The organism is Pseudomonas sp. RA_15y_Pfl1_P11 (genome assembly GCF_963970975.1).
Lineage (GTDB): Bacteria > Pseudomonadota > Gammaproteobacteria > Pseudomonadales > Pseudomonadaceae > Aquipseudomonas > Aquipseudomonas tritici.
Genome location: NZ_CAXAOY010000001.1, coordinates 283,585 through 309,887 on the forward strand (window position 1 = coordinate 283,585; position 26,303 = coordinate 309,887).

The 26,303-nt window shown below is 60.3% G+C and carries 27 protein-coding genes; 13 read left to right on the top strand and 14 right to left on the bottom strand.

Features of this window, described 5'->3' with window-relative positions; genetic code table 11:
• The first annotated feature begins 121 nt into the window (after positions 1-121).
• Both AACY44_RS01335 and AACY44_RS01340 read left to right on the top strand, forming a co-directional pair.
• Positions 122-607 (top strand): glutathione peroxidase, encoded by a 486-nt coding sequence (locus AACY44_RS01335; RefSeq protein ID WP_339414754.1) that lies wholly within the window; start codon positions 122-124, stop codon positions 605-607.
• A complete protein-coding gene (locus tag AACY44_RS01340) occupies positions 604-1,083 on the top strand; it encodes a MarR family winged helix-turn-helix transcriptional regulator (RefSeq protein ID WP_339414753.1) in 480 nt (159 codons plus the stop codon). Before AACY44_RS01335 ends, AACY44_RS01340 begins: the two co-directional genes overlap by 4 nt.
• On the opposite strand, the gene AACY44_RS01345 is transcribed toward AACY44_RS01340, so the two are convergent.
• Positions 1,037-3,346 carry a hybrid sensor histidine kinase/response regulator gene (locus AACY44_RS01345; RefSeq protein ID WP_339415039.1) on the bottom strand — a complete coding sequence of 770 codons (2,310 nt, stop codon included), beginning with the start codon at positions 3,344-3,346 and terminating at the stop codon, positions 1,037-1,039. The genes AACY44_RS01340 and AACY44_RS01345 overlap by 47 nt on opposite strands.
• A gap of 164 nt (positions 3,347-3,510) precedes the next feature.
• On the opposite strand from AACY44_RS01345, the gene AACY44_RS01350 reads away from it, so the two are divergent.
• Positions 3,511-4,401: an ATP-binding protein gene (locus tag AACY44_RS01350; protein ID WP_049709281.1), complete on the top strand. Its 891-nt coding sequence runs from the start codon at positions 3,511-3,513 to the stop codon at positions 4,399-4,401.
• A complete protein-coding gene (locus tag AACY44_RS01355; RefSeq protein WP_339414751.1) occupies positions 4,398-4,880 on the top strand; it encodes a GAF domain-containing protein in 483 nt (160 codons plus the stop codon). The genes AACY44_RS01350 and AACY44_RS01355 overlap by 4 nt, the downstream gene beginning before the upstream one ends.
• Here the strand turns inward: AACY44_RS01355 and AACY44_RS01360 are convergent, their stop codons facing one another.
• The 8 genes from AACY44_RS01360 to AACY44_RS01395 form a co-directional block, all read right to left on the bottom strand.
• Complete coding sequence (locus AACY44_RS01360) at positions 4,881-8,537, bottom strand: transporter substrate-binding domain-containing protein (protein WP_339427787.1); 3,657 nt, start codon at positions 8,535-8,537, stop codon at positions 4,881-4,883. It abuts the gene before it with no gap.
• An 8-nt stretch (positions 8,538-8,545) separates the two neighbouring features.
• Positions 8,546-9,172: a response regulator transcription factor gene (locus AACY44_RS01365; RefSeq protein WP_339414738.1), complete on the bottom strand. Its 627-nt coding sequence runs from the start codon at positions 9,170-9,172 to the stop codon at positions 8,546-8,548.
• A 249-nt stretch (positions 9,173-9,421) separates the two neighbouring features.
• Complete coding sequence (locus tag AACY44_RS01370; RefSeq protein ID WP_339414737.1) at positions 9,422-9,823, bottom strand: response regulator; 402 nt, start codon at positions 9,821-9,823, stop codon at positions 9,422-9,424.
• A 172-nt stretch (positions 9,824-9,995) separates the two neighbouring features.
• On the bottom strand, positions 9,996-11,327 hold the full coding sequence (locus AACY44_RS01375) for a deoxyguanosinetriphosphate triphosphohydrolase (RefSeq protein WP_339427788.1): 1,332 nt from the start codon (positions 11,325-11,327) through the stop codon (positions 9,996-9,998).
• Positions 11,328-11,398: 71 nt separating this feature from the next.
• Positions 11,399-12,562: an EAL domain-containing protein gene (locus tag AACY44_RS01380; RefSeq protein WP_339414735.1), complete on the bottom strand. Its 1,164-nt coding sequence runs from the start codon at positions 12,560-12,562 to the stop codon at positions 11,399-11,401.
• 93 nt (positions 12,563-12,655) lie between these two features.
• Positions 12,656-12,991 (bottom strand): hypothetical protein, encoded by a 336-nt coding sequence (locus AACY44_RS01385; RefSeq protein WP_339436660.1) that lies wholly within the window; start codon positions 12,989-12,991, stop codon positions 12,656-12,658.
• Complete coding sequence (locus AACY44_RS01390; protein ID WP_339414733.1) at positions 12,988-13,371, bottom strand: phage holin family protein; 384 nt, start codon at positions 13,369-13,371, stop codon at positions 12,988-12,990. Before AACY44_RS01390 ends, AACY44_RS01385 begins: the two co-directional genes overlap by 4 nt.
• Positions 13,372-13,373: 2 nt before the next feature.
• Positions 13,374-13,688, bottom strand: a complete 315-nt coding sequence (locus AACY44_RS01395; RefSeq protein WP_012723021.1) for a DUF883 family protein — start codon at positions 13,686-13,688, stop codon at positions 13,374-13,376.
• Positions 13,689-14,048: 360 nt separating this feature from the next.
• Between AACY44_RS01395 and AACY44_RS01400 the strand changes: the two genes are divergently transcribed.
• Positions 14,049-15,257 carry an ammonium transporter gene (locus AACY44_RS01400; protein ID WP_339414732.1) on the top strand — a complete coding sequence of 403 codons (1,209 nt, stop codon included), beginning with the start codon at positions 14,049-14,051 and terminating at the stop codon, positions 15,255-15,257.
• On the opposite strand, the gene AACY44_RS01405 is transcribed toward AACY44_RS01400, so the two are convergent.
• Entirely contained in the window at positions 15,244-16,980 is a 1,737-nt protein-coding gene (locus AACY44_RS01405; protein WP_339438609.1) for a cation:proton antiporter, read from the bottom strand. The two genes, AACY44_RS01400 and AACY44_RS01405, sit on opposite strands and share 14 nt — an antisense overlap.
• Positions 16,981-17,129: 149 nt before the next feature.
• On the opposite strand from AACY44_RS01405, the gene AACY44_RS01410 reads away from it, so the two are divergent.
• The 3 genes from AACY44_RS01410 (at position 17,130) to AACY44_RS01420 (ending at position 18,739) form a co-directional block, all read left to right on the top strand.
• The gene (locus tag AACY44_RS01410; protein ID WP_339414729.1) at positions 17,130-17,366 is read left to right on the top strand and encodes a glutaredoxin family protein; all 237 of its coding nucleotides are present in this window, start codon (positions 17,130-17,132) and stop codon (positions 17,364-17,366) included.
• A 74-nt stretch (positions 17,367-17,440) separates the two neighbouring features.
• Entirely contained in the window at positions 17,441-17,776 is a 336-nt protein-coding gene (locus tag AACY44_RS01415; protein ID WP_339414728.1) for a transcriptional regulator, read from the top strand.
• Positions 17,777-17,848: 72 nt separating this feature from the next.
• Positions 17,849-18,739: a pseudouridine synthase gene (locus AACY44_RS01420; RefSeq protein ID WP_339436661.1), complete on the top strand. Its 891-nt coding sequence runs from the start codon at positions 17,849-17,851 to the stop codon at positions 18,737-18,739.
• A gap of 55 nt (positions 18,740-18,794) precedes the next feature.
• On the opposite strand, the gene AACY44_RS01425 is transcribed toward AACY44_RS01420, so the two are convergent.
• Positions 18,795-19,016 (bottom strand): YgdI/YgdR family lipoprotein, encoded by a 222-nt coding sequence (locus AACY44_RS01425; protein WP_339414726.1) that lies wholly within the window; start codon positions 19,014-19,016, stop codon positions 18,795-18,797.
• A gap of 79 nt (positions 19,017-19,095) precedes the next feature.
• Positions 19,096-19,698: a molybdenum cofactor guanylyltransferase MobA gene (mobA, locus tag AACY44_RS01430; RefSeq protein ID WP_339414725.1), complete on the bottom strand. Its 603-nt coding sequence runs from the start codon at positions 19,696-19,698 to the stop codon at positions 19,096-19,098.
• 76 nt (positions 19,699-19,774) lie between these two features.
• Here mobA and moaB point away from each other — a divergent pair, with 76 nt between their 5' ends.
• From moaB to AACY44_RS01445, 3 genes are all read left to right on the top strand, one after another.
• Positions 19,775-20,314: a molybdenum cofactor biosynthesis protein B gene (gene moaB / locus AACY44_RS01435; protein WP_339414724.1), complete on the top strand. Its 540-nt coding sequence runs from the start codon at positions 19,775-19,777 to the stop codon at positions 20,312-20,314.
• On the top strand, positions 20,298-21,524 hold the full coding sequence (locus AACY44_RS01440; RefSeq protein ID WP_339529674.1) for a molybdopterin molybdotransferase MoeA: 1,227 nt from the start codon (positions 20,298-20,300) through the stop codon (positions 21,522-21,524). Before moaB ends, AACY44_RS01440 begins: the two co-directional genes overlap by 17 nt.
• Positions 21,525-21,627: 103 nt before the next feature.
• Positions 21,628-22,884 carry a hypothetical protein gene (locus AACY44_RS01445; protein ID WP_339414722.1) on the top strand — a complete coding sequence of 419 codons (1,257 nt, stop codon included), beginning with the start codon at positions 21,628-21,630 and terminating at the stop codon, positions 22,882-22,884.
• A 1-nt stretch (position 22,885) separates the two neighbouring features.
• On the opposite strand, the gene AACY44_RS01450 is transcribed toward AACY44_RS01445, so the two are convergent.
• Positions 22,886-23,215 carry an EscU/YscU/HrcU family type III secretion system export apparatus switch protein gene (locus AACY44_RS01450; protein ID WP_269133304.1) on the bottom strand — a complete coding sequence of 110 codons (330 nt, stop codon included), beginning with the start codon at positions 23,213-23,215 and terminating at the stop codon, positions 22,886-22,888.
• On the bottom strand, positions 23,212-24,789 hold the full coding sequence (gene fliK / locus AACY44_RS01455) for a flagellar hook-length control protein FliK (protein ID WP_339436664.1): 1,578 nt from the start codon (positions 24,787-24,789) through the stop codon (positions 23,212-23,214). The genes AACY44_RS01450 and fliK overlap by 4 nt, the downstream gene beginning before the upstream one ends.
• Before the next feature lie 200 nt (positions 24,790-24,989).
• On the opposite strand from fliK, the gene ccmA reads away from it, so the two are divergent.
• Together ccmA and ccmB are read left to right on the top strand one after the other, a co-directional pair.
• A complete protein-coding gene (gene ccmA, locus AACY44_RS01460; protein ID WP_339427789.1) occupies positions 24,990-25,625 on the top strand; it encodes a cytochrome c biogenesis heme-transporting ATPase CcmA in 636 nt (211 codons plus the stop codon).
• Complete coding sequence (gene ccmB, locus AACY44_RS01465) at positions 25,622-26,290, top strand: heme exporter protein CcmB (RefSeq protein WP_339414719.1); 669 nt, start codon at positions 25,622-25,624, stop codon at positions 26,288-26,290. The genes ccmA and ccmB overlap by 4 nt, the downstream gene beginning before the upstream one ends.
• The last annotated feature ends 13 nt before the right edge of the window (positions 26,291-26,303 follow it).

A 26,303-nucleotide genomic window follows, 5' to 3' on the forward strand; every position in this document is an offset into this window, starting at 1 on the left:
TTCGGCAAGCCGGGCTCCTACAGAGGGAGGTGATAATGGGATATCATTGCGGTCAATTAAATTGCACACAATTGAATTGCCGACTATGTTTATCTTCTCTCCCCCTTATCAAGGCACTGCCATGAATGACAACCTGCTGAGCATCCCTTGCACCACCATCAAAGGTGAGCAAAAGACCTTGGCCGATTTTTCCGGCAAGGCCATCCTGGTGGTGAACACCGCCAGCAAGTGTGGCTTCACCCCGCAGTACAACGGCCTGGAGCAACTCTGGCAGCAGTACAAGGACCAGGGGCTGGTGGTATTGGGTTTCCCTTGCAACCAGTTCGGCAAGCAGGAACCGGGTAACGAAGGGGCGATCTCCGAATTCTGCGAGCTGAATTTCGGCGTCAGCTTCCCGCTGTTCAAGAAAATCGACGTGAACGGCAGCGATGCCCACCCGCTGTTCGTGCAACTGAAACAACAGGCGCCGGGCCTGCTCGGCTCCAAAGGCATCAAGTGGAACTTCACCAAGTTCCTCATCGGTCGTGAAGGCCAGGTAGTCAAGCGGTTTGCCCCGACCACCAAGCCTCAGGACCTGACTCAAGAGATCGAAGCCCTGCTCAAATGAGCGTATCCCTGGCCCTCGATAACCAGCTGTGTTTCAAGCTCTATGCCGCGTCCAGGGCGGTGATCCGCGCCTACAAGCCGATGCTGGATCAACTGGGCCTGACCTACCCGCAATACCTGGTGATGCTGGTGTTGTGGGAGTGGCACGACACAGCCCCCGCGCAACCCACGGTCAAGGCGTTGGGCGAGCGCTTGATGCTGGATTCGGGCACGCTGACGCCGTTGCTCAAGCGCCTTGAACACCTTACGTGGGTCAAGCGCCAGCGCAGCGCCAAGGATGAGCGGGAAGTGCACCTGAGCCTCAGCGAAAGCGGTGTGCAGTTGCGCGTCCAGACCCATGCGCTCAAGACCCGGCTGCTGTGCGACAGCGGCATCGACCTGAACCAGGCCGATGCCTTGCGCGACGGCTTGGACCAGTTGCTGCTGCAGGTCAGAGACTTGTCGTCTTCGGCACCCACAAGTCCAGCAAACCGCTGAGTTCCTCGCGCCGAAACGGCTTGGCCAGGTAGTCATTCATGCCCGCGGCCCGGCAACGCTCGCGCTCTTCGGACAGGGCGTTGGCGGTCAACGCGACGATCGGCAGGTCCGGCCAGCGGCCGCTGCGACGAATCTGCCGGCTGGCTTCGTAACCGTCCATTACCGGCATATTGCAGTCCATCAACACCATGTCGAAGTGTTGTTCTTCAAGAAACTTGAGCGCCTCTCCACCGTGGGCGGCCACGATCACCTCGCACCCCAGTTTGCTGAGCATGCCTTTGGCGACCAGTTGATTGACCGCGTTGTCCTCCACCAGCAGGATGCGCGCCCGGCGTGCCAGGGGCACGGCTTCCATCTGGATGGGATCAAGGATGAGTGGGTGATCGCTGCGCAAGTTACGTTCCAGTATCTGATACAGCGCATTGCGGCTCAGCGGGCGCGCCTGTTGCTGCAACGGCGCCAGTGCCGCAACTTCTTCGCTGGGCATGAAATTGCCATAGGCGGTCACCAGCAGGATCGGCGCGGTGATGGAAGGCCGCAGGCGGAACAGGCATTCGGGGCAGTCGGTGATCAGCAAGTCCGGCGTTTGCCCGCTTAAATCCTCATCACGCGGGTAGCAGTGGGGTGTCAGCCCCCAGTGGGGCAGGAGGGTGGTCAGCAGTTCCGTCAGGCCGCTGCCGGCACTGGTAATGGCGATCACCTCACCCTTGAGCGGCAACTGTTGAACCGCGGGCAAATGGATCGGCAACGGCAGGTCGGCGCAGAACTGGCTGCCGAAGCCGACCTCCGAACTGATGCTCAGTCGGCCTTTCATCGCTTCGCACAGGTTGTGCGTCAACGCCAAGCCGAGACCCGTGCCGCCAAACTGGCGGGTGATACCGGCTCCGGCCTGGGTGAACGGTTGGAAAATCTTTACCTGGGCTTCCTGCGCAATGCCGATGCCGGTATCACAGACCTCGATACGCACTCGGCCATCCAGCGCGCTGAGGCGCACATCGACCCGGCCGAAGCGCGTGAATTTCAAGGCGTTGGACAGCAGGTTACTGACGATTTGCCGCACACGGGTCGGGTCGCCCAGCACCTGGGCGGGAAACTGCGGGTCGATCAGGCAGGTCAGTTCCACACTCGGCGCCGCGTTTTGTGACAGCAGGTTAGCGGTGTCCTCCACCAGCGAGCCGAGGTCGAAGGGGATGCGTTCCAGCTCCAACTGGCCAGCATCGAACTTGGACAGGTCAAGGATATCGTTGAGCAACTCCACCAGCACTTTGCCCGAGTCATGGGCGATAGACAGTTGCTGACGCTGTTCGGCGTTGAGCGGGCTGTCCAGCGACAGTGCGATCATCCCCAGCAGGCCGTTGAGCGGGGTGCGAATTTCATGGCTCATGTTAGCCAGGAACGCCGCACGGGCCTGCGCCATGCCCAATGCATGCATCTTCGCCGCTTCCAATTCGTCGTTGGACTGGCTCAGCCGCTGGTTGCTGGCCTTGAGCTCCAGGGTGCGCGCGGAGACGATGTCCTCCAATTGCCCCAGGTATTCGGTCAGTCGATCTTCCGCCTGGCGGCGTTGCTGGATCTCCGTCTCCATGCTTTCGAACTGGTGGTTGGCAACGTTCACCAGTACGCCGATTTCGTCGTGTTCATGGCCCGGCGGGCAATCCAGGCGTGCCTGTCTGCGGTTGCTCAGCTCGCGAATAATGCGCACCAGTGGCTGGGTCAACATGACGTAGAACAGACCCAGCAGGATGCCGGTCAGCAGCAGGCTGCGGGCAAACCCGTTGAGCAGGGTGATCTCGGCACGGCGCAGGAAACGGCTGCCAAAGACATAAGTGTCCACGTCCAGACGTAGCACGCCGAGGGACTCGTTGGGCATAGGGTTCAGGAACAGCTGATCTTCAAACTGGCGGTTGGCACCAAACAGAAAGTCGCTGAGGGGGCGGTAGGTGCTTTCTTTACGCGGCCGGTCGACATCGGCCAGTACCACGCCATTATTGTCGATCAACTGGGCATGGATGATGGCGGGGGAGTGCAGCAGGCCCAGGGTCAGTTCCTGGGCCAATTCGGCGTCGATGTTGTAGGCGATGCGTGACGCGGGGTTGTGGCTGATTTCGATCAGCGAGCGAATTTCACGGTTGATGGATGCGTCTTCGCTGGCATAATCAATGCCGATTTGGATCAGGCTCAGTAAGGTTCCCAACACGAAACCGACCAGCACAGTCAATCTGGCTTGTTTATAAGACAAGCGGTGGGCGAACTTGATATCCATCGAGTGTTGAACCACTTTACGTTTCCCTTCGCCCGGCAAGCATAGCTGAACATCCACAGGCTCTGGCTTACCCGGCATGAATCGTTTTTTTACGCAGCCTCGTGCGGTCTGCCGCAGGGTTGCCAATACGCCATCTTTTGCAAGAACTTGCCAGAGGAATAATTGTGGATTCTCGATTGAGCGCCTTTCTTGAGCGGGCCGATGCAGTGCTCGCCCGCCTCGAACCCTTATTGCCCGCACCACGCCAAACCATCGATTGGAACCAGTGCCTGGCTGCCCGCTGGCAGCGCGAAGGCCGCAGTGGTTTCCTGTTGCCGTTGGACGTGAGCCTGGACATGCGCCTGTCGGACCTGATCGGTGTCGACAAGCAACGTGAAACGCTGGCGCGCAACACCCAACAATTCATCGATGGCCTGCCCGCCAATCATGCGCTGCTATGGGGCTCGCGTGGCACGGGTAAATCGTCAATGGTGCGCGCCTTGCTGGCGCAGCACGCCAAGGCCGGTTTGCGCCTGATCGAGATCGAACGCGACCATCTGGCCGACCTGCCGCGTGTGGTCGAGCAACTGCTCAAGCTGCCGCAGCGTTTTATCCTGTTCTGCGACGACCTGTCATTCGAGGCAGGCGAAGGCGATTACCGTGTGCTGAAAAGCGTGCTCGACGGCTCCCTCGAACAGGCCCCGGAAAACGTGCTGCTGTACGCCACTTCCAACCGCCGTCACTTGGTGCCGGAAAACCAGAGCGACAATGACAACTGGAAACGCGTGGATGGTGAGTTGCACCCAAGCGAAGCGGTGGAAGACAAGATCGCCTTGTCCGACCGTTTTGGTTTGTGGCTTTCGTTTTACCCATTTACCCAGGAACACTTCCTGGATGTCGTGGAGCACTGGATCGGCGAACTGGCGAGCAAGGCCGGTTTGCAGTGGCAGCGCGATGAAGCGCTAGACATTCTTGCAGTACGCTGGGCTACCGGACGCGGCAACCGCAACGGTCGTTGCGCGTACCAATTCGCTCGTTACTGGGTCGGTCTCAAATTACTGGAACGTCAACCATGATTGATTTACAAAGCGCCGGTACTGGCCTTGATGGCTATGCCATGCTCTGCGCGCAACTGGAGTCGTTGCTGGCCGATGAGCGAGATTTCATCGCCAACAGTGCGCAGTTTTCTGCCTTCCTGTTCAACCAGCTGGACGATTTGAACTGGGCCGGCTTCTACCTTAATCGTAACGAAGAGCTTGTGCTCGGACCGTTCCAGGGCCAGATCGCCTGTGTGCGCATACCGTTCGGCCGCGGGGTGTGCGGTGCGGCGGCGACGACGCGGCAGACCCAGCGGGTGGAGGATGTGCATGCGTTCCCAGGGCATATCGCCTGTGACAGCGCATCGAACAGCGAGCTGGTGGTACCCCTGGTCAAGGACGGCAAATTGATCGGCGTCCTTGACCTCGATAGCCCTTCGTTGGCGCGTTTTACCCCTCAGGACCAGGCGGGTATTGAACAACTGGCCGCGATTTTCCTGCGTTTGACCGACTGCTGATCACGTAAGGGGCGGCAACCGCCCCTTGCTGGCATCGAGTTCTTGAAGCTGCATTTGCAGTAGCCTCTCCAGTTCCAGCATGAGCTTTTCCAAGGATTTCGCACAGGCTTCAACCAGCGTCCAGTCGTCTCCGCTAGCACAAGCTTGTTCAAGAGTCTCGCACTGCCTGGCCAAGGGGGTCGCCTGAACAATGCGGGCAGCACCTTTGATTTTGTGAGCCTGCTCGATGATTTCCTGGAGCGGGGCATGTGCACTTATCAGCGCAGCCAGTTCCTGACGATCATGTTGACTGCTGCTCAACAGCTCCTCCAGCAAACGCCAGCTCAACTGTGGATCGCCGCCGGTCAGGGCCTCGAAGTTCCCGAGGTCGAGGTGCAGGTCGCTGGGTTGGGGGGCAATCTTGGCCAGTTGGCGCTCCAATGCCCTCAGGCTGATCGGTTTGAACAGGCAATCGTTCATACCGGCTTCGGCGCAGCGGTGCTTCTCTTCAGGCTGGGCATTAGCGGTAAAACCCAGCACCACGCACGGCGCGAGTTGCTCACGCTGTTCGTACTCGCGGATCGAGCGGCTCAGCTCGTAGCCATTCATGATGGGCATGTTGCAGTCCGCGATGACCAGGTCGAAGCGTTCCTGACGCCAGGCCTGGAAACCGGTGGCGCCGTTTTGGGCGGCGGTGAACTGGTGTCCCAGGTAACCCAGTTGCTGGCACATCAGCAAGCGGTTGGCGGGATGATCGTCCACTACCAGCACATTGAGTACTGGCGCGGTCGCAGGCGCTTCGGGTTTTTGTTCGACCGTTGCTTGCTCCGGCTGCAGGCGCGTCATGTTCAGGCTTATATGCACCTGAGTGCCCACCATGGGCACGCTGCTCAGGCTCAGTTGCCCGCCCATCATTTCACACAGGCTGCGGCAGATCACCAGCCCAAGGCCTGCACCGCTCCTGGCGAGCAGCCCGGAATTGTCGGCCTGGGCAAAGGGTTCGAAAAGGCGTAACTGGTCATCCCTGCTGATACCTATGCCGGTATCCTCGACCACCAGTTTCATCTCGACCTGCTGCGCCAGTGCGGTGGGCAGTACCTCTACCTTGATTTTGACCTGGCCGCGCTCAGTGAACTTAATCGCGTTGCTGACCAGGTTCGACAGCACCTGCTTGAACCGAAGCGGGTCGATCAAGACTTCGGTGTCATCCAGGTTGGGTTTGAACTCAAGGGACAAACTGAGGGTTTTCTGGCGGGCCAGGCCGTCGAACACACGCACCACCGACTCGATTACCTCTCGTAGGTTCACGCGCTCCGGCGCCAGGCTGAGACGGCCGGATTCAATGCGCGCGATGTCGAGTATATCGCCGATCAGTTCCAGCAGGTCTTTGGCCGAGTTGTACGCCACTTCGATCGCCGGGCGATCAAGGTGGCCTTGGTCGGCGCGCTTGAGGGTCAGTTCGAGCATCCCGATCACCGCGTTCATCGGTGTGCGGATTTCATGGCTCATGGTGGCGAGGAATGTGCTCTTGGCCCGGTTGGCTTCGTCGGCGCGCTCTTTGGCGGCACGGATTTCGTCGAACAATTGGCGCCGCTCGCTGATGTCAATCCAGCCACCAATGATGCCCTGCACCTCTGCGGTAGAGTCGCGGTATGGCAGGATCCAGTGGTAGATCGTCAGTTTTTTTCCGCGGATATACAGGGTGCGATCAAGGATCAGCGGGTTACCTTCGGCCATCACCCGCTGGTAATCGGCGTGATATTGAGCCGCGTCGGTTTCAAGGGCCTCGCTCATCTGGATGGCGCTTTTGCCGATCACATCCTCGCGCTTGACGCCGAAGACCTGCAGGTAGCTGTCATTGCAGGTCTGCAGCAGGCCTTTACGGTCACGCACGTAGATCGGATGCGGGGTTTCATTGACCAGCGCGCGCATGAACTCGAACTGGTCACTGAGCGCGCGTTCGGCCATCTTGCGGTGGTTGATCTGGCGACGCATGTAGGCGTTCCAGCACAGGGAAACCAACAGCAAAAGGCCGGTACCGATGATGATGCGTGCGATCAGTTGATGATAGTTGCGCCAGTAGCTATCGGAGGCGGAGGTGTAGCCTCGCCAGCGACTGTTGACCCCCAGTTCATCCGGGGCGATGCTTAGCAAGGCCTTGTCGAGAATCGAACTGAGTTCGTTGGCACTGCGCGCTGTGGCCAGGGCAAAGGTGGCTGGAAACGTGCCGATAGTGGTGCTGATCTGCAGTTTGTCCTGGAACACCTGGGACGACAGGAAATAGTTGGCGACCACTAAAGGGTTCACCGCACCTTCCACATGCCCTTGGGCCAGCATTTCGGAGGCCTTGAACGTATCGCTGGCTTGTACCAGTTGGATCTGTGGAAAGTCGCGGCGCAGGACGGATTCCAGAGGGTTGCCCGGGGTGATCGCCAGGCGCTTGCCGGCCATCTGCTCGAGGCTCAAGGGCGCATCGGGCTCTTTACGTGTCAGCAGTACGTAGGAGTTTTCCAGGTAAGGTCGGCTGAAGTTCAATTGCGCTTCTCGTTCAGCGCTGGGCACGATTGCGCCGATGATATCGACCTTGCCGGTGGTCACCTGTTCGATCATCGCATTCACGTCACGCCCGCGCTGAATGTCGAAACGCAGTCCGGTGCGCAGGCGAACCAACTCCAGCAGATCGGCGGTAATGCCACGAAAATTGCCGTCGGCATCGAAGAACGTCAACGGAGCGAAGGTTTCGTTCACCGCCACTTTGACCACCGGGTGGTCCTTCAACCAACGCTCCTCACGTTGAGTCAGTTGCAGCTTCTCATCGGTCAGCAGGATGTCGCTGCCGGCGCTCCAGCGCTTGGCGATCGTTTCGCGTTCAGCGGTAGGCACGGCTGTCATTACCGCATCGACGATACTTAAGAAGGTGCGCTGCTGCTGGGGGATGGCAAAGCTGAACCCATAGGCCTCGTGCTTGCCGAAATTGGCCATGCGAATATTCTTCAGGTAGCCCTTGTTGATCATGTAATGGGTGGAAATGGTATCGCCGAGAAACACGTCCGCTTGGTCGAATGCCACCGCATTCAAGGCATTTTGATAAGAGGGGTAGACGCGGATGTTCGCCTGCGGGTAAAGCTTTTCTACTTCGCCCAGTGGCAGGTAGTGGTAGACCAAAGCCAAGCGCATCCCGGCCAGCCCATCCTTCAGGCTGCGGGTCTCGCCTTCACGGGTGACCAGTACCGGCTGGTCCACTGCATAGGGTTCAGACAGCATGAGATTCGGGTTTGCCGCCTCAAAGCCGTTGGACGATCCCAGTAAGTCGATTTCCCCCGTTTCAAGGGCGCGGATCGCGGCTTCTCGGGAGGGGTAGCGCAAGACTGTCATCGGCAGGGCCAGTGCCTTGGCCAGCAGGCCGGCGTAATCGGCGGTGAGTCCCTCGTAGTCGCGGCCGCTGGACGTGAGGTCGAAGGGTGGATAATCAGGAAACGCGGTGCCCAGCACCAACTCGCGCTTGTTTTCCAGCCATTGGCGTTGGGCCTTGTTCAGGTGGGTTTCCAGTTGAACCGAGCCTGCACGACTCAACAAGGTGAAATGTTCCGGACCCGCTGGGTGGTTCGCGAGCACGACGGTGCTGAAGCACAAGCCGGCACTCAATGTAATCAGGTAGTCCTTTATACGCCTGGGCATCCGCTTTCTCACACTAGCGCGTTTCGTTTTGCCATCTCGATAAGTGCTACCAAGGATTTGGCTTGAAGTTTCTGCATTAGCCGCTTTTTATAAGTGCTTACAGTTTTGTTACTCAGAAACATACCTTTGGCGATTTCCTTGTTGGTGCGGCCTTGTGCAAAAAGTTGCAAGACCATGAGTTCGCGGTCATTGACGGCCTTGAACAATTCGAGTTCCTGGGAGTCCCCGCCGTCTACACCATTGCTGTTCAGTGCCTGGCTCGGGAAATAGTTGTAGCCGGATAACACCGCGCGAATGGCGCTGAGCAACTCACTCAAATCGCCTTCCTTGCACACGTAACCATCGGCGCCCGAGCGCATGCAGCGTGTGGCGAACAGGGTGGGGGACTGGGCTGTCAGGATCAGGGTCTTCATTGACGTGTTCATCGCGTTGAAGCGGCAGAGCACTTCCAGCCCATCCAGCTTGGGAATGCTGATGTCCAGGATAATCAGGTCAGGCAGGCATTCTCGGACCATTTGTATGGCGTCGCAGCCGTTATCCGTTTCACCCACCACTTTGTAACCTTCGTGTTCCAGTAACATTCGGATGGCAAGCCGTATAACTGGGTGGTCATCAATAATAAAAACTGAGTTCATGATCACATTCCATGCAAGTGCAAATAAAGCGGGCACATTAGCTCAGAAGAGGAGGGAGGAGCATAAGCCGAGGGGGAACTGGATATAAAACAAGAAAATTCCTACATTAGAAAAGGTAAATGCCTACCGGCTGCTAAGGCGTTGTGAAGCGATATGTCAGTGCTGTGGAAGTGAGTGAACTAAATGCTGCTGTCATGGATTTAACGGGTGCGGTGTCGACAATTTTCGGCAGTCCATGATGTTTAGTTCCTACATCTGTAACTTGAGTAAAGGGCACAGCAAGTGCGCAAGTTCATGCTTGTTCAGCGGTTTTGATAAATAGCCGAGCAGTGGCAGGCCACGCTCCGCCGCTTGGGATATCAGGCTGGCGAGTTCCGCCACGGGCAATCCGCTCAGCAGGATGGCGGTCGTGGTAAAGCGTCGGCGGCTAGCGATTTCAATCAGTTCGAGGCCGGGCAGGTCAGGCAAGCATTGGTCACAGAGGATGATGTCGAAAGGCTCCTCGGCCCGTGACATCAAACAGATTGCCTGCTCGGCGTTTTCGGCTGGCGTCAGCCGTGCGAAACCGAAGCTTCTGAGCAGGCATTGGGTGGCGAGAAGTTGGAAAGGATGATCCTCCACCAGCAGGATACGAAGTGGGTAATTGGGCATTGGGGGGCCACGCGGTGAGTTAAGCGTCGATGGGGGCGCGTAGGAACAGATCGCCAGGGTCGCCGGGAGCGTGCGTGATTATTCATCGGGCGGTTGTGCGAATTCGATCAGGCCGCTCTGTTCCCTTTGTAGGTAGATTCCTTTCAGGAAACAGGCGACGTGATCGTGCTCGTTATTGAGGGCTGGAGCGTCCTGTCATTTCCCGCGCCATCTCGGTGGCATAGCTGTCGGTCATGCCCGCGATAAAGTCGATCATGCGCAGGAAAGACGCGTGCAACGGCCACTCGGGGTTGGGCGCGTTGTTGCCGAGCAAGTCGAGAATGCGCCGGTTCTTGAACGACGGCGTGCGCCCGCCATGTTGCTCAAGCGCGGCACCGCAGAAGGCGTTCAGGAGAATCTCCAAAGTGGTGTAGGCGCCGATTTCATGCAGGGTCTTGCGCTTGTCCTGAAAGATCTTCTTGCGCGCCATGTCTTTGGCATCCAAGACGCAGCGTTTGGCCGGGCCGTGCATGTGCTCCACCAGATCCCCGTGCAGGGTGCCGGCCAACAAAGCGTCTTGTTGTTCGACGAAGGCCCGTGCCGCCGCGTTGGTCAAATGCTCGATGGCCTTGCCACGCAGGATCGCCAACTTGCGTCGACGGGAGTCCTGGGCGCCGAGTTGGCGATAGGTCTGTGGCAGGTCATCGCCCACCAGGTCCAGCAGCAGCGACTCGACTTCGGTGTACTCCAGCAACTCCATTTCCAGGCCGTCTTCCAAGTCGATCAAGGCGTAGCAAATGTCGTCCGCCGCCTCCATCAGATACACCAGCGGATGCCGGGCCCAGCGCTGATCCTCGAGTTGCGGCAGGCCCAGCTTGTGGGCGATCTGCTCGAGGATCGGCAGCTCGCTCTGGTAGCACCCGAACTTGTGTTTCTTGTAGCCCAGCGAATCCGCGTGCCGGGCGGTCCAGGGGTATTTCAGGTACGTGCCCAGGGTCGCGTAGGTCAGCCGCGTGCCGCCGTCGAACTGGTGGTATTCCAGTTGGGTGAGCACACGAAAGCCCTGCGCGTTGCCTTCGAAGTTGAGGAAGTCATTGCGTTCGGCGCTGCTCATGTCGTCCAGCCAGCCGCGCCCTGCGGCCTGCTGGAACCAGTGGCGGATGGCGTCTTCGCCGGAATGCCCGAATGGCGGGTTGCCGATGTCGTGGGCCAGGCAGGCCGATTGCACCACCATGCCCAGGTCGCTCGGGTCGCACCAGTCGGGCAGGGCGCTGCGCAGGGTTTCTCCGACGCGCATGCCGAGGGAGCGGCCCACACAGCTCACTTCCAGGGAGTGGGTCAGGCGTGTATGGATGTGGTCGTTGCTGGAGACCGGGTGTACCTGGGTCTTGCGGCCCAGGCGGCGAAAGGCGCCGGAGAAGATAATACGGTCGTGGTCTTTGTGAAACGGGCTACGCCCCAGTTCTTCCGGGCTGTGCAGCAGTTTGCCAAGACGTTCGCGAGTCAGCAGGGTGGGCCAATCCAAGGCGGGTACTCTCCGTACGGTGAATGACCCTCCCAGCTTCCCGGTTCAGCGCGGCCTGGGCAAGCGAAAATCTACAGCCCGGCGGCGTCGATATCGATTAACAGCAAGCGCTGACCGTTATCGAAGAATTGTCCGGCAGTGAGGCAATACTGATTGGTGGTCGCGTCGCGGTAGGTCGAAGACAGAGTCAGGCGCCGCTCCTCCCAGCCCTCGGCCAGCAGGTGATAGAAGTACGGGCGCCACGACCAGTTGTGGCCCAGGTAGCGACTGTCGGCCTGCCAGGCATCCTGGCGCCATTCAAAGTTGGGGGTCAGTTGCGTGCCATGCCGGTCGCACTGGTAGAAGCGCAGCAGCCAGGGAAAGGCCGGCAGTTGCGGCAACTGGCTCAGCGGCGCCTGGGCCTGCGCCCAGGTTTGCAGGATGTTCATCAGCTCGGCCAATCGCTGGCGCAATTGCATGATGCGCCCACGCTCTGCGAGCTTTTGTTGGACATACGCTGTGCGCAATTGGGCGAAGCGCGAGACGAAGGCGTCGGCGGCGAACCAGTCCAGCTGCGCCTGGGCGAACAGATAGCCCTGCACATAGCGAGAACCACACTCCAGGGCGAAGCTTAACTGCGCTTCGGTTTCCACGCCTTCGGCGATGATCCAGCAGCCGGTCTTCTCCGCCATTTGCGCCAATGCCCTGACCACTTCGCTGCTCGGGCCGCCGCGGGCGGCGGCCTGGAACAGGCGCATGTCCAGCTTGAGAATATCCGGCTGCAATGCCAGCACCCGGTCGAGCTGCGAATAGCCGGCGCCAAAGTCATCGATGGCAATGCGCGCGCCGGCCTCGCGATAACGCACCACCACGTCGGCCAGGCGCTGGATGTCGCCGCCCAGTTCGGTGATCTCGAACACGATGCGTCGCGGGTCGACGCCATGGCTGTGGATCTGCTTCAGGCTCGGCAAGGCTTGGCCCGGGCGCAGGCGATTGATCCAGCGCGGCGAGATGTTCAAGCTCAGGAACCAATCTTCGGGGGCTTCGTGCAAGCGGCTCAGTGCATTGTCACGGATCTGCCGGTCGAGACGGCGCAAGGTCACGCCCGGCGTGCGTGGGTCGGCGAACAGCGGGCCCACGGACTGCAAGCGGCCGTCAGCCTGGCGCAGACGGCCCAGGGCCTCAACGCCGGCGATGCGGCCGGTGGCGGTGTCGATAAACGGCTGGAAGCAGGCGAGCGGTTGCCCGTCGATCACGGGGCCTCCTTAAGCGAGGTGGCGAAAAAAAGGCCCGGCCCTCGAAAACGAGGGCCGGGCCGATTCTGTTAGCAAGAATGCAGCCAGCGAGGCTCAACCTTTGCGCGATGAACCCTGCATGGCCAGTTTGATCAGCGGGATCAAGCCGGCGCCCAGGCGCACCATGCGCGTCAGGCTGCCGATACCGCCGCCCTTGGCGCCCTTGCCGGTAAAGAAGCCCATCAGCGTCACGGCGGCGACGCCCCACAGCGGCGCGTGCTTGATGCCCAGGCCGTCCTGAACGTTCTGGCCCAGGTTGCGCACCTTGTTCAAGGGCGACATCAATTGCTGGGATTCGTGCCGAATCTCCTGGCGATGCATTTCCATGCGCAGGCGAATCAACGCCTTGCGCATTTCCCGCCGTGAGGTGTTTGTGGGTAGTTGAGTCATGGCAGCAGGCGCTCCCGATCATTGGCCAGCTCTTCGAGGGTGGCGTGGAACGGTGTGGACTCATCGAACACCGCCGCTTTCAAGCGCACCCCGCAGAACACTGCGGCCAGCGTGTAGAACACGCACAGGCAGATGATCCCGGTCAGGCGGTAGCCGGTGTCCCACACCAGGATCATCACCAAGGTCGACAGCCCCACCAGCAACAGCAGCGCAAACACCAGCGCCAGGCCTGCAAATAGCAGCAGGCTGACAGTGCGGGCCTTCTGTTCCTGCAATTCAATGCCAAACAATTCGACGTGGCTGTGCAGCAAGCCCAACACGGCCGCGCCCAAACGTCTTGAGGTAGTGCCCGTGGACGAGCCAGTTTCGCCGATAGACATGATTAGCGCCTTGTGGCCAACAGGCCGATCAGAAAACCCACGCCAGCGGCAATGCCTACCGACTGCCAAGGGTTGGCCTGCACGTAATCTTCAGTGGCGGTGACGGCCGCCTGGCCACGTTCGCGCAAGGAGTCTTCGGTCTGTTTCAGGGTTTCGCGGGCCTGCAGCAGCGTGTCATGAATCTTCGCGCGCAGCTCATCGGCCTGGTCACCCGCAAGCACCTTGGTGTCATCCAGCAACCGTTCGGTGTCAGTCACCAAGGTTTGAAAATCCGCCATCAATATTTCTTGAGCAGTCTTTGCAGTTCTTCTGGCCATGGTTATCTCCGTGATTGGCTGATCTGTACGTCGGTTCGATACGTATTTGTTTCGAGTCACCGGCATCGGTGAAGGTTCAGTGCAATTGTCTGGTACAGCTTTTGCTTTGCGTTGGTGCGCAGGCCCCGGGGCTTGCGCTGAATCCGGGCGGCCTTAGGCAATGCCTTGAAAAACCTTACCCTAAATAACTCAATCCCTCGGAAAAACCCTGTCGGCAACGGCCTGTTGTGTCGATCGCTGCGCTAAAGCGGTTCACATCCTCTGTCGAGGGGTGGGGGCGGTGGTGCCAATTTAGTGCGCGCAACTCTGGCTTGAACCGCTTTGGTGCTTTTTGCCTTTATTACAGGTCTGCCAACGTTCATGGAAAATGTGCAAAGTGCAGTGGACACCCTCGTCCATAGTTCCAATACCCTGTTTATCCTGATCGGTGCGGTCATGGTGCTGGCCATGCACGCCGGCTTCGCGTTCCTGGAAGTGGGCACCGTGCGCCAGAAAAACCAAGTCAACGCCTTGTCGAAGATCCTCAGCGACTTCGCCATTTCCACGTTGGCCTATTTCTTTATAGGCTATTGGATCTCCTACGGTGTGAGCTTCATGCAACCGGCCGCTGTGATCAGTGCCGATCATGGTTATGGGTTGGTGAAGTTCTTTTTCCTGCTGACCTTCGCGGCGGCGATCCCGGCGATTATTTCCGGCGGTATCGCCGAGCGTGCGCGGTTTGCTCCGCAGCTCTGCGCAACGGCGTTGATCGTGGCGTTTATCTACCCGTTTTTCGAAGGCATGGTGTGGAACGGCAATTTCGGCCTGCAGGCATGGCTGCTCGCGACCTTTGGCGCCAGCTTCCACGACTTTGCCGGTTCCGTGGTGGTGCACGCCATGGGCGGATGGCTGGCGCTGGCGGCGGTGTTGTTGCTTGGCCCGCGCAATGGGCGCTACCGGGACGGGCGCCTGGTAGCGTTCGCGCCGTCGAGCATTCCGTTCCTGGCGTTGGGCTCGTGGATTTTGATCGTCGGTTGGTTTGGCTTCAACGTGATGAGCGCGCAAACCCTCAACGACGTCAGTGGCCTGGTGGCAGTCAATTCGCTGATGGCCATGGTCGGCGGCACCGTTGCGGCCCTGATCATCGGGCGCAATGACCCAGGCTTCCTGCATAACGGTCCATTGGCCGGGCTGGTGGCGATCTGCGCGGGCTCCGACCTGATGCACCCGGTGGGCGCGCTGGTCACGGGGGCAGTCGCCGGTGGTGTGTTCGTGTGGTTCTTCATCGCGGCCCAGGATCGCTGGAAGATCGACGACGTGCTGGGTGTGTGGCCGTTGCACGGCCTCTGCGGCGTATGGGGCGGCATCGCTTGTGGCATTTTCGGCCAGACCGCCCTCGGTGGACTGGGGGGTGTCAGCCTGATCAGCCAGTTGATCGGCACCACCCTCGGTGTGCTGGTGGCGCTGGCCGGCGGCCTGTTGGTGTACGGCGTGATCAAGCGCGTGACCGGACTGCGCCTGAGCCAGGAAGAAGAGTACTACGGTGCGGACCTGTCGATCCACAAGATCGGCGCGGTCAGTCAGGATTGATCGGCGCCTCTTCTGCGTTGTTCGGGTGCGAGTAGAAACCGTGCAGCAGGTGATAGCGGTTCTGCCGCACTTCATCGACACGCGCCTGTACCTGTTGGTCCGGCAGGCCTAACAGGATCAAGGCATGGGAGGCGAGCATCAGGCTCGACTCCAACAGCTCGGGCACCACTTCATTGGCGCCCGCGGCTTTCAGTTCAGCCAGTTGGCTGTCATCGCGGGTGCGCACCAGGATCGGCACGTCGGGGTTGATTCGGCGCGCTTCTTTCAACACCACCAAGGCAACGTCGCTGTTGTCCACCGCAATCACCACCAACCGTGCACGCTCCAGGCCGACTGCACTGAGCAGGGCGCCACGCCGGCAATCGCCGTAATGCACGCTGCTGTCTTCGGTGTTGGCTTCCTGGACCCGTTCCGGGTCGTCATCCAGGGCGATAAAGGCCTGTTGCTCATTGCGAAGGAAACGTCCGATGGATTGGCCAACACGCCCATACCCGCAAATCACCGCGTGCCCGCGCAATTCGGCGTTCAGCGCGGTGATTTCCTCCAACTGCACTTGCTGGTTGGGCTTGCGGTGCAGGCGCAGGGCAATGCGTGGTGCGGCGCGCAAGAGCAGCGGCGTCAGCAACATCGAACAGAACGTGGCAGCGAGCAGCAGGCCGTTGAATTCATCCGGGATCAGACGGCTTTGCTGCATCTGTGCCATCAACGCAAAACAGAACTCGCCACCCTGGGCCAGGGCCAGGCCACTGCGCCAGGCAGTTTCACTGTCGCTGCCACGCAGCTTGACCAGCGCGGCGACCACACAGCCTTTGACCACCATCAGTGCCAGGGTCAGGCCGAGGATCAGCAGGCTATGGCTGACGAACAGTTGCAGGTCAATAAGCATGCCGATGCTGACGAAAAACAGCCCCAGCAGGATGTCGCGAAACGGGCGTATATCCGCCTCGATCTGATGGCGGTAGTGGCTTTCCCCTAACAGCATGCCGGCGAGGAACGCACCCAGCGCAGGGGAGAGCCCAAGCAGGTGAGTGAGCCAGGCGGTCAGCAACACAATCACCAGCGCCAGCAGCACAAACAGCTCCGCCGAATGGGACGCGGCGACCTCGCGGAACAAACGCGGCAACAGCCAACGGCTGGCGAGCAGCAGGCCGACAAATAAGAACACGGTTTTGCCGAGTGTCAGCGGCAGCGCCAGGTACCAGGCTTGCTCGCCGGTGCCGGCAAATACCGGCACCAGGGTCAGCAGCAACACCGCCACTACGTCCTGAAACAGCAACACGCCAATCGCGTTCTGGCCGTGGCTGCTGAAGATTTCACCAAGGCTGGTCAGCTCCTTGCTGACGATCGCCGTGGATGACAACGCCAGCCCAGCCCCCAGCAACAGGGCGATCCCCGGCGCCACACCAAAGGCCATCAATAATCCGCCCAGCAGTACTGCGCAACCCAGCACCTGCAAACTGCCCAGGCCAAACACCACGCGGCGCAGGGCGAGCATCCTGGTCAGGGAAAACTCCAGGCCCAGGGAGAACAGCAGGAACACCACACCGAGTTCGGCGAGGTCGGGCAGGTCCTCACTGTCATTCACCCAGTCCAGCGCGGTGGGCCCCACGGCCAGGCCGACGCACAGGTAGCCCAGCACAGGCGGCAATCGCAACCGGCGAAACAGCGCAATCACCACCAGGGATGAGGCCAAAATGATCAGCAGGTTGGCAAACACACGCATCTCCGTTGCTAGGGGGTAGGCAAAAAACCGCCAGAATCGCCGAATCAGTTATACGCCATGGTGACCTGGGTCAGGGTTTTAGTGAAGGTGGGCGAGAGGCCGTAACCGGGCTTAGAATGGTGGCCTGTTTTCTGACCAGGTCCATTGCCATGCTTCCTGAATGCCAGTTATTCGGCACCCTGGGTTGCCATCTTTGTGAAATCGCCGAAGCCATAATCATGCCGCTCGTCGAACACGGGTTGCTGGTGGAACTGGTGGATATCACCGACCCCGAAGACCTGACCGAAGCCTACGGCCTGCGGATCCCGGTGCTTCGCCGGGTAGACACCGGGGCGGAACTGGATTGGCCATTCGACGCACAACAGGTTGTCGCCTTCCTTCGCTGAGTGTTATGCGATGGCAGGTTTCCGATTATTACGTTACTGTATGTTTGTACAGCGATTGAATAGAGGGAACGCCCGTGGTGAATGTTGAACAACTGAAAAGCAGCGTCAATCGCATGTCCGCCGACGTCGTGCGCGACGCGGTGAACGAGCTGCGCCTTGACGGCCTGGTCACGGAAGGCAAGACGCCGTTTAATAAAGTGCATTTCAATACTTGCTTCGCCGAGATCGAGGCGCTGTTCCAGCGCGCCGGTTATCACAAGCAGCTGGATGTGGTGGGTTACCAGGGCTTGTTGTACGCGTTGTACGACCCGGGCCGCTGGGAAGCGGTGGACGTGCTGCGCTGGCTCAAGGAATTCACCGACGCCGCCAGTGCCTCGAAGGTTCTGCGGGCAACGTTGGCCAAGGCCTGAGATTCGCCCTAGGCTCAATCCCGCGCAATGCGGGATAATGCCTGCCGGTTTTCCCAAGGCTTGAGCATCTGCATGTCCACTTCTGTTTTTATCGCCTCCGAGCATCAAGCCAGTACGTTGTACTTGCCACCGGGCCCTTGGGCGACGGTGCTCGATTGCCTCTGCGAACACTTCCCGGCGATCAGCCGTGAACATTGGCTGGACCGCATCGCCCGCGGCCGTGTATTGGATATCAACGGCAGCCCGATCAGCCAGGACCTGGCCTACAAGGAAGGCCTGTGCATCTATTACTTCCGCGAAGTGCCCAACGAGAAAATCATCCCCGTACAGGAAACCATCCTGTATGCCGACGAGCACCTGGTGGTGGCAGACAAACCCCATTTCCTGCCCGTGACCCCGGCCGGTGAATATGTCGAGCAAACCCTGCTGCGGCGCCTGATTCGCCGCCTCGACAACCCGTCGCTGGTGCCCTTGCATCGCATCGATCGACATACAGCGGGGTTGGTGCTGTTCTCGGTCAACCCGGCCAGCCGCTCCGCGTATCAACAACTGTTTCCCACGCGCAAGATCGATAAATTCTACGAGGCCATCGCACCGGCTTTGCCTGACCTGACGTTCCCCAGGGTGCATAAAAGCCGTCTGGTCGATGGCGAACCGTTCTTTCGTATGCAGGAGGGGCCCGGCGCCGCCAACACTGAAACGGCTATGGAAGTGCGCGAAAAGAATGGCGATCTATGGCGCTACGGCCTGTTTCCCGTGACCGGCAAGAAGCACCAGCTGCGCGTGCATATGACGGCGCTTGGCGCGAGTATCTGTAACGACCCGTTCTACCCGGACGTGATCAAGGACGCGGTGGACGACTACGCCAACCCACTCAAGCTGCTGGCACAGGGCGTGCGTTTTATCGACCCGGTCACAGGCGCAGAGCGCCGCTTTCGCAGCCAGATCACCCTCGACTGGTAACCCCTCGGAAACGACAAGGCCCGCGCGAGGCGGGCCTTGTAGCAAACGGTAAGACTTACAGGTCTTTAACGGTGCGAACCTGATCTTTGTTGATGCGGGTGCGCTTGCCGTCAAGTTGTTCGAATTCGTAGAAACCCGAATCGTCATTGTATTTCGGGGTGTCGACGGCCTGGATTTCGCGACCGTCATTCAGGGTGATCACTGTCGGCGAAGCGCAACCGGCGAGGGTGGCGAGGCCCAGTGCAAGCATGAGAGCGGCGATGGTCCGTTGAGTCATGAGATTGTCTCCGAGAGAATACTTTTTAATTGCTGACCTTGTGACGCGTGCGGCGCCGACAAAGTTCCTGATGCGAGGTTCATTCTGACATGCCCGGCCGCGTCTGTAACAGCTCGGGCGTATTAAGGTTGGCCAGTCGCGGGTCATCCGCCGGGCACTCCAGTCCCACGCCACCCAGTTGCAGGAAGATCTTGCGTGGGCTGCGTTCACCCGCACGCCATGCCTCTTCTACCTCGGTTTGCAGGTGGGTAGGGATGATGCAGATCAAGGGTTCCCAGAATTCACCATGGCGCACCATCACCGGCAGCAGCGGGTTGTGCCGCGCTGTCTGCCGCAGGTCGGCGAGCAATCGCGCGTCAATATGCGGTACATCGCACGGCAATATCAGCAGGTGTGCGTGGCGCGCGGCGGCGAGTCCCGCACGGATACCGGCGAGCGGACCGGGAAAGTCCGGGCTGTCGTCATTCACCAGTTGGTCGGCATAGGCGGCGTAGTGTTGCGGGTTGCGGTTGCACGAGATGATCAGGTCATCCGTGAGCGGTCGAACCAGGCTCTGTAGATGCGCGATCAAGGGCTGGCCGCGCCAATCCAACAGGCCTTTGTCCTGGCCGCCCATGCGCTGCCCGCGCCCACCGGATAGCAGCAGGACCGAACATGGCAGGGGGGATGAGTCGATAGGCATGGCGGTTCCGCAGCGGCAGCAAAAGGGGGGGCTGTGATATAACATCGGGCTGTTCCTTCGACAACCGGACCGTGCCATGAACGCCAAGGCAGATGCGCCCTTCGTACCCCTGAATATCGCTGTATTGACCGTCAGTGACACCCGCACCCTGGACACCGACACCTCGGGCCAGGTCTTCGTCGACCGTCTCACCGCCGCTGGCCATCAGCTGGCCGAGCGCGTGCTGCTTAAGGACGACCTTTACAAAATCCGCGCCCAAGTCGCCCACTGGATCGCCGAAGACGTGGTGCAAGTGGTGTTGATCACCGGCGGCACCGGCTTCACCGGCCGTGACAGCACGCCTGAGGCCGTCAGTTGCCTGCTCGATAAACAGGTCGACGGATTTGGCGAACTGTTCCGCCAGATTTCCGTGGCTGATATCGGCACTTCTACCGTGCAGTCCCGCGCATTGGCAGGCTTGGCCAATGGCACCCTGGTGTGCTGCCTGCCGGGTTCCACCAATGCGGTGCGTACCGGTTGGGATGGCATCCTCGCCGAGCAGTTGGACAACCGTCATCGCCCGTGCAACTTCGTGCCGCACCTGAAGCAGGCCGAGCCTTGTGAATCCCGTGGGTAAGCCTGGCAAGACCGGCGCTCTGATGCCGGTGGAAGAGGCATTGCAACAACTGCTGGCGATGGCCGAAGCCGCGCCGATCCGCGAGCAGGAAACGCTGCCCCTGGCTGACTGCGATGGCCGTGTATTGGCCCAAGACCTGATCTCTACGCTCGATCTGCCACCTTGGCCGAACAGCGCCATGGACGGTTACGCCGTGCGCTTGGCGGACTGGACCGGGGAACCGTTGGTCGTGAGCCAGCGCATCTTCGCCGGTCAGGCGCCACAGCCCCTGGCCACCGGTACTTGCGCGCGGATCTTCACCGGCGCGCCGGTTCCCGAAGGTGCTGACTGTGTGGAAATGCAAGAGAACGCTGTGGTCCACGCCGACGAGCGCGTGAGCTTCACCGAAGCCCTGCACATCGATCAGAACATCCGCCCCCAAGGCCAGGAAACCACCGTAGGCGAGCTTGTGTTAACGGCCGGCACGCGCCTGGGCCCGATTGAACTGGGCCTGGCCGCTTCCCTCGGCCGTGATTGCCTGGAAGTCGTACGCCGACCGCGCGTGGCGGTGTTGTCCACCGGCGATGAATTGATCGAGCCGGGCTTGCCGCTCGGGCCGGGGCAGATCTACAACAGCAACCGGCGCGTGCTCTGCTCATGGCTGGCGCGCATGGGGTGCGAAGTGATCGACGCTGGCATCCTGCCCGATGATCTAGACCGGACCCGCACTCGCCTGGCCGATTTGGGCAATGTCGACCTGATCCTGTCGACCGGCGGTGTGTCGGTAGGCGAGGCGGATTTCCTCGGCATTGCCCTGCGTGAAGAGGGTGAGCTGGCGCTGTGGAAACTCGCGATCAAGCCAGGCAAGCCGCTGACCTTCGGCCACTTCCGAGGCGTGCCGGTGATCGGCTTGCCGGGTAACCCGGCCTCGACGTTGGTGACTTTCGCACTGCTGGCGCGCCCTTATTTGCTGCGCCGCCAAGGTGTGGCGGATGTGGAGCCGCTGCGCTTTGAAGTGCCGGTGGGGTTCACCTGGCCCAAACCGGGCAACCGTCGCGAATACCTGCGCGGACGCATCGAGCAGGGCAAGGCAATCATCTACCGTAACCAGAGCTCGGGCGTGCTGCGCAGTGCGGCGTGGGCGCAAGGGTTTGTGGAGGTGTTGGAAGGCACCACGTTGACGATTGGCGACCCGGTCAATTTCATTCCTTTGAGTGAAGTAATGGGCTGACGCGCAGTTCATCGGTGGCAGACTCACACTCAAGAAAAGTCCTATGAGTAAACCTGAGCAGGCAGGCTAATTTGCCGAGTTCTGGTTGACTGGAGGACTGACGATGACTATCCAACGTGCTACATCCGTTAATAGCGTGGAGGCGCCCGTTTACGCCGAGCCCGGCATGCCCACTGCAGCCTCAATCAATTCAACCAATGCGCGTAGTGTCTTGAGCGAATTGATTGGCCGGCCGCCTTCCGAGAACAATTATCGAGAGCGACTTGCCTGCATGATCGCCGATCCGAATATTACTTCCTGGCAGGCGTTGACGCGCAACCCAAGGCAATTGCAACGGCTGCAGGATAACGAGCGGTTGGGCTGGTCCAACCCGGCTGCTGCTGACAGAAGTATGCCAACACTGGCGCAGGCTCTGGGCAAAAGAAACGTCTGGCTGCCTGAGGTGGAAAGCCTCAATGGCAACATCCTGAAAAACCTGACGGCGCAGATGGCAGAGAAGTACCTGACGCAGTTCCAGTCCATCCTCCAAGACCCGGTACCTGCCGTGTCGCAAGATGTCTCGATAGTTCGCGGTGCGCCGTCAGCGGGTAAAACCACCTTTCTGACCGGCCAGTTCGCGCTCAACACCGATGTTGTGAAGAATATGATCCAGAACCGTATGCCCGGTACCAGCATGCTGCAAGTGCATGATCAGGGCGCGGCACTGGTTCAGCAGTTCATGGGGCCTATGGAAAAGCGCTTGGGGCAGCCATTGACGCGGGACGCGTTGTACTTGTGGCCAAATGACTTCAATCAGAAGATCGCCGATGTCGCACGTTTGAGCCAAGAGCCGAAGCTGCATTTCCATGATATCCAGGTGGACCTAGCGACCTTGTGCTGCCGGATTCTCAAACGTGGGACGGATGATGCGGTGATGGACTTCAATGTCCTGAGCCAGTTTTTCAGTGCGGGTCTGGAGCATCGTGGCCCGAGTATCGAGTCGGTCAAGAGCAATCAGGACAGGCTCAAGGAGTATTCACTGTCGGCCTGGGACGGTCAGCAGAACGTGCTCGTCGCCCAGCGCGCACCAGGTACGAAGGCGTTTGTGATCAAGGATCAGGTCCTGTTCGATCATGTTACTGCCCGAGATAGCCGTTCCATAAAGGCGGAGATAGACAATGTTCGCAACACCGTCATTAACGCGCAGTTCATCGAGGCCTTCACTGCTCCGCTTGCGCCGGCTCAGGCCAGCGCGTTCGGTGCAGCATTGCGACGGTACGAGGGGCAGACGTTCGAGCAGGCGTTGAAGCAGCATGCGCAGCGCAAGCCCGTTGCCACGTCGGTCGCGGCTCGCGTATTGGCCGGTGTGATGCCCGGCTGATTCAGTAGTCATCCCCACGTTCGGTCACGTCGCGTTCCACTGGCGCGGCATCCGGGTCATACCCCACCGGAAACTTGCCCTTCAACGTCCATGCAAACGCAATGATCTCGGCAATTGTGCGGTACAACTCCTCGGGAATGCTGTCCCCCAGCTCCATCCGCGCCAGCAGCTTCACCAACTCGGCGTTTTCATAGATGGGCACTTCATTTTCACGCGCCAACTTCAGGATCGCTTCGGCCAGGGCATCATCGCCCTTGGCCGTCAGGGTAGGTGCTTGCTGGCCGTCGTACTTCAGGGCAATCGCTTGGCGCGGTGGCGTAGGGTTTTTCATGCGGTCTCATCCACCCAGCGTTGTTCCAGTCCAGTTTTGGGCCCGCGCGGCGGGGTGCCGAGGTGGCAATCGAGGTCACCGACGTTGAGGCCCGAGGTCACCAGGCGTTCGCGCAGGTTGCTCAAGTGGCTTTCGATCAGGCTGGCGGTGAATGGCCGGGTCGCCCACAGCTGGCTGGACAGTTTGCCCTGGCTCAATTGCGCCTGGACCTGCAACGGCCCCAGTGGCTCCATATCGAAGGCCAACTCGACGCGCCAGAGCATCTGTTTGGCGTCCTTCTTGTCTTTGCGTTCGGGCTGGTCTTTGTCCGGCGCCGGTTCTTCGCGTTGGAACTTGACCTGCAAGGGCACGATGTCCTGCAGGGTGCGCATAGGGATTTCCAACTGCCACGTGGTTTGCAGGCGACCGTCGGCGGTGGTGCCGGTCTGCTCCAGGCTCGACAGCTGATGGCTCTGCAACCGTGAAATCGCCCCGGCGGCCAGGCGCAGCAGGTTTTCCAGGTCGCCTTCGCCTTCCAGCTTGGCCATCAGGCGTTCGGGCAGCGGGAAGCCAGCGGGTAGATGTCGGGCGCTGACCTGGCCGAGGGTGTTCAGCGGGCTGCGTACAAAGTTGGGCAGCACCTGTGCCAGGGTATTGGCGGCGAGGATGGCATTCAGGTTGGTGCTGGCGGGCAGGGCGGGCAACAAGTCCGCGACCAGGCGCAGCAAGGCACCTTTCATGTCCAACGGGGGAATTTGCGGGTTTTGCCCGGCGAGCAGCTTGGCTTCAAGAAACGCCCCGCTGTTCTGGATGACTTGCGCGAGTACCTTGGGATTGCTGACCTGGGCCAAATCCGGCAAGGCGGCCAGCAAACGGTCGGCGGCGGCGCGCAGGTCGGCGGAGGTGCTGTCGCCGCGCGGCAGGTTTTGCAGCGCAGTGAACACCGCATCCAGCGAGCCTTGGCGACTTTGTTGGGTCGACAGTTGCTGCGTGACGGCCAACTGATCCTTGAGCCCGCTCAAGGGCACAAAGCTCAAGGTCTGCGCGTTCTGCACCACGGCACTGAGCAGGCTGCCGACGCGCAGCGGCTGCGGGCTTTCCACGGTCAGGGTGGCGCCCGTCAGTACGCTGTTGAGCACGGTCACCAGTGAGCGGTAAATCGCTGGTTGCGCCGTGCCTTGGGGCAGCATTTGGGTGGTCAGCACCTTGGCCTGCAACAGCGTGCCCACTGGCGTCTGGTGGGTATCGATGCGGGTGAGGGCGGCGACATTCGCGCTCAAGGCCTGCTGCAGGCTGAGGGTCAGGTTGCCAGCGGGCGTCTGGCTCACCGCGACATTGCTGCCCAGCGGCAAGGGCTGGGTGCTGCTGGCTTGCACCAGGGTCTGACGGCCACCTTCCAAGGTCAATTTGAGTAGCAACTGAAAGGCGTCGCCGCCTTGTTTCAAGGCGATCACTTCAGCGTTTGCGGTTTTCCCTGGGGCGATCAGGCCGATCTGCGGCTCCAGCAGTTTCAGCAATTCACCGGTCGCAGGCGCAGGGCTGGGCCCGGCCGCAGTAGCAGGTGGAAGCGTAGGAAGGTTGATCTCACCGGTCATCGCGCGCGTCGTCTCTGGGGAAATTGCCCTCTTTAGAGTCGGGCATCACATGTATAATGCCGCCCGTCTGCAAAGAGAGCGCTAAAAACCTCACAACTATTTGATCCAGCTCTCTAAAATCGGTCGCCGAAGCCGTTATTGTGCATTTCTCTTTAACGGCCGCTGCACCGCCGACTTGAACCGTAAAGGCCCGCGATCTTTTGACCAGCCCTCTTCTTGAAGCCTTAGCGCTCTCCTGTGAACGCGACCTGCGCCTGCTGTTCGAGCACCTCGAACTGCGGCTGGTGGGCGGCGACATGGTGCAGATCAGTGGCCCCAACGGCAGCGGCAAGACCAGTTTGCTGCGCCTGCTGGCCGGGCTGATGCAGCCGACGGCCGGCGAGGTACGCCTCAACGGCAAGCCCCTCAACGAACAACGCACCGAACTGGCACGCAACCTGATCTGGATCGGCCACGCCGCCGGCATCAAGGACGTGCTCACCGCCGAAGAAAACCTCAGTTGGCTCAGCGCCCTGCATCACCCTGCTTCGCGCGATGCCATTTGGCAGGCTCTGGCCGCTGTTGGTCTCAAGGGTTTCGAAGACGTGCCCTGCCACACCCTGTCCGCTGGTCAACAGCGCCGCGTGGCCCTGGCGCGTTTGTACCTGCCCGGCCCGCCGTTGTGGATTCTCGATGAGCCGTTCACCGCCCTCGACAAGCAAGGCGTCGCCCAGTTGGAAGGACACCTGGCCCAGCACTGCGAGCGGGGCGGTCTGGTCATCCTCACCACTCACCATACCCTCACGCGTAAGCCCGCCGGTTACCGTGACCTGGACCTGGGGCGGTGGTCGGCATGAGCGTATTCGCCCTGCTGGTTGCCCGCGAAGCGCGGCTGCTGTGTCGTCGCCCGGCCGAGTTGGCCAACCCGCTGGTATTCTTCGCCATTGTCATCGCGTTGTTCCCGTTGGCGGTCGGCCCCGAGATTAAACTGTTGCAAACCTTGTCCCCTGGGCTGGTGTGGGTCGCCGCACTTTTATCCGTCCTGCTCTCGCTGGACGGACTGTTTCGCAGTGATTTCGAAGACGGTTCCCTGGAACAGTGGGTCCTTTCGTCGCACCCCTTGCCACTTCTGGTACTGGCCAAGGTACTGGCACACTGGGCTTTTTCCGGCCTGGCGCTTGTCTTGCTCTCGCCGCTGCTGGCGATGATGCTGGGCCTGCCCACCGAATGCCTGCCGATCCTGCTCCTGAGCCTGCTGCTCGGTACACCGGTCCTCAGTTTGCTGGGGGCGGTGGGCGCGGCGTTGACCGTGGGTTTGAAGCGCGGCGGCCTGTTGCTGGCCTTGTTGATTCTGCCTTTGTATATCCCGGTACTGATCCTGGGCAGCGGTGCGTTGCAAGCCGCGCTCATGGGCATGCCGGCGACCGGTTACCTCTTGTGGCTGGGTAGCCTGACCGCCCTGGCGGTAACCCTGACACCCTTTGCTATAGCGGCCGGCCTGAAGATTAGCGTTGGCGAATAATGAGGTCTGACTG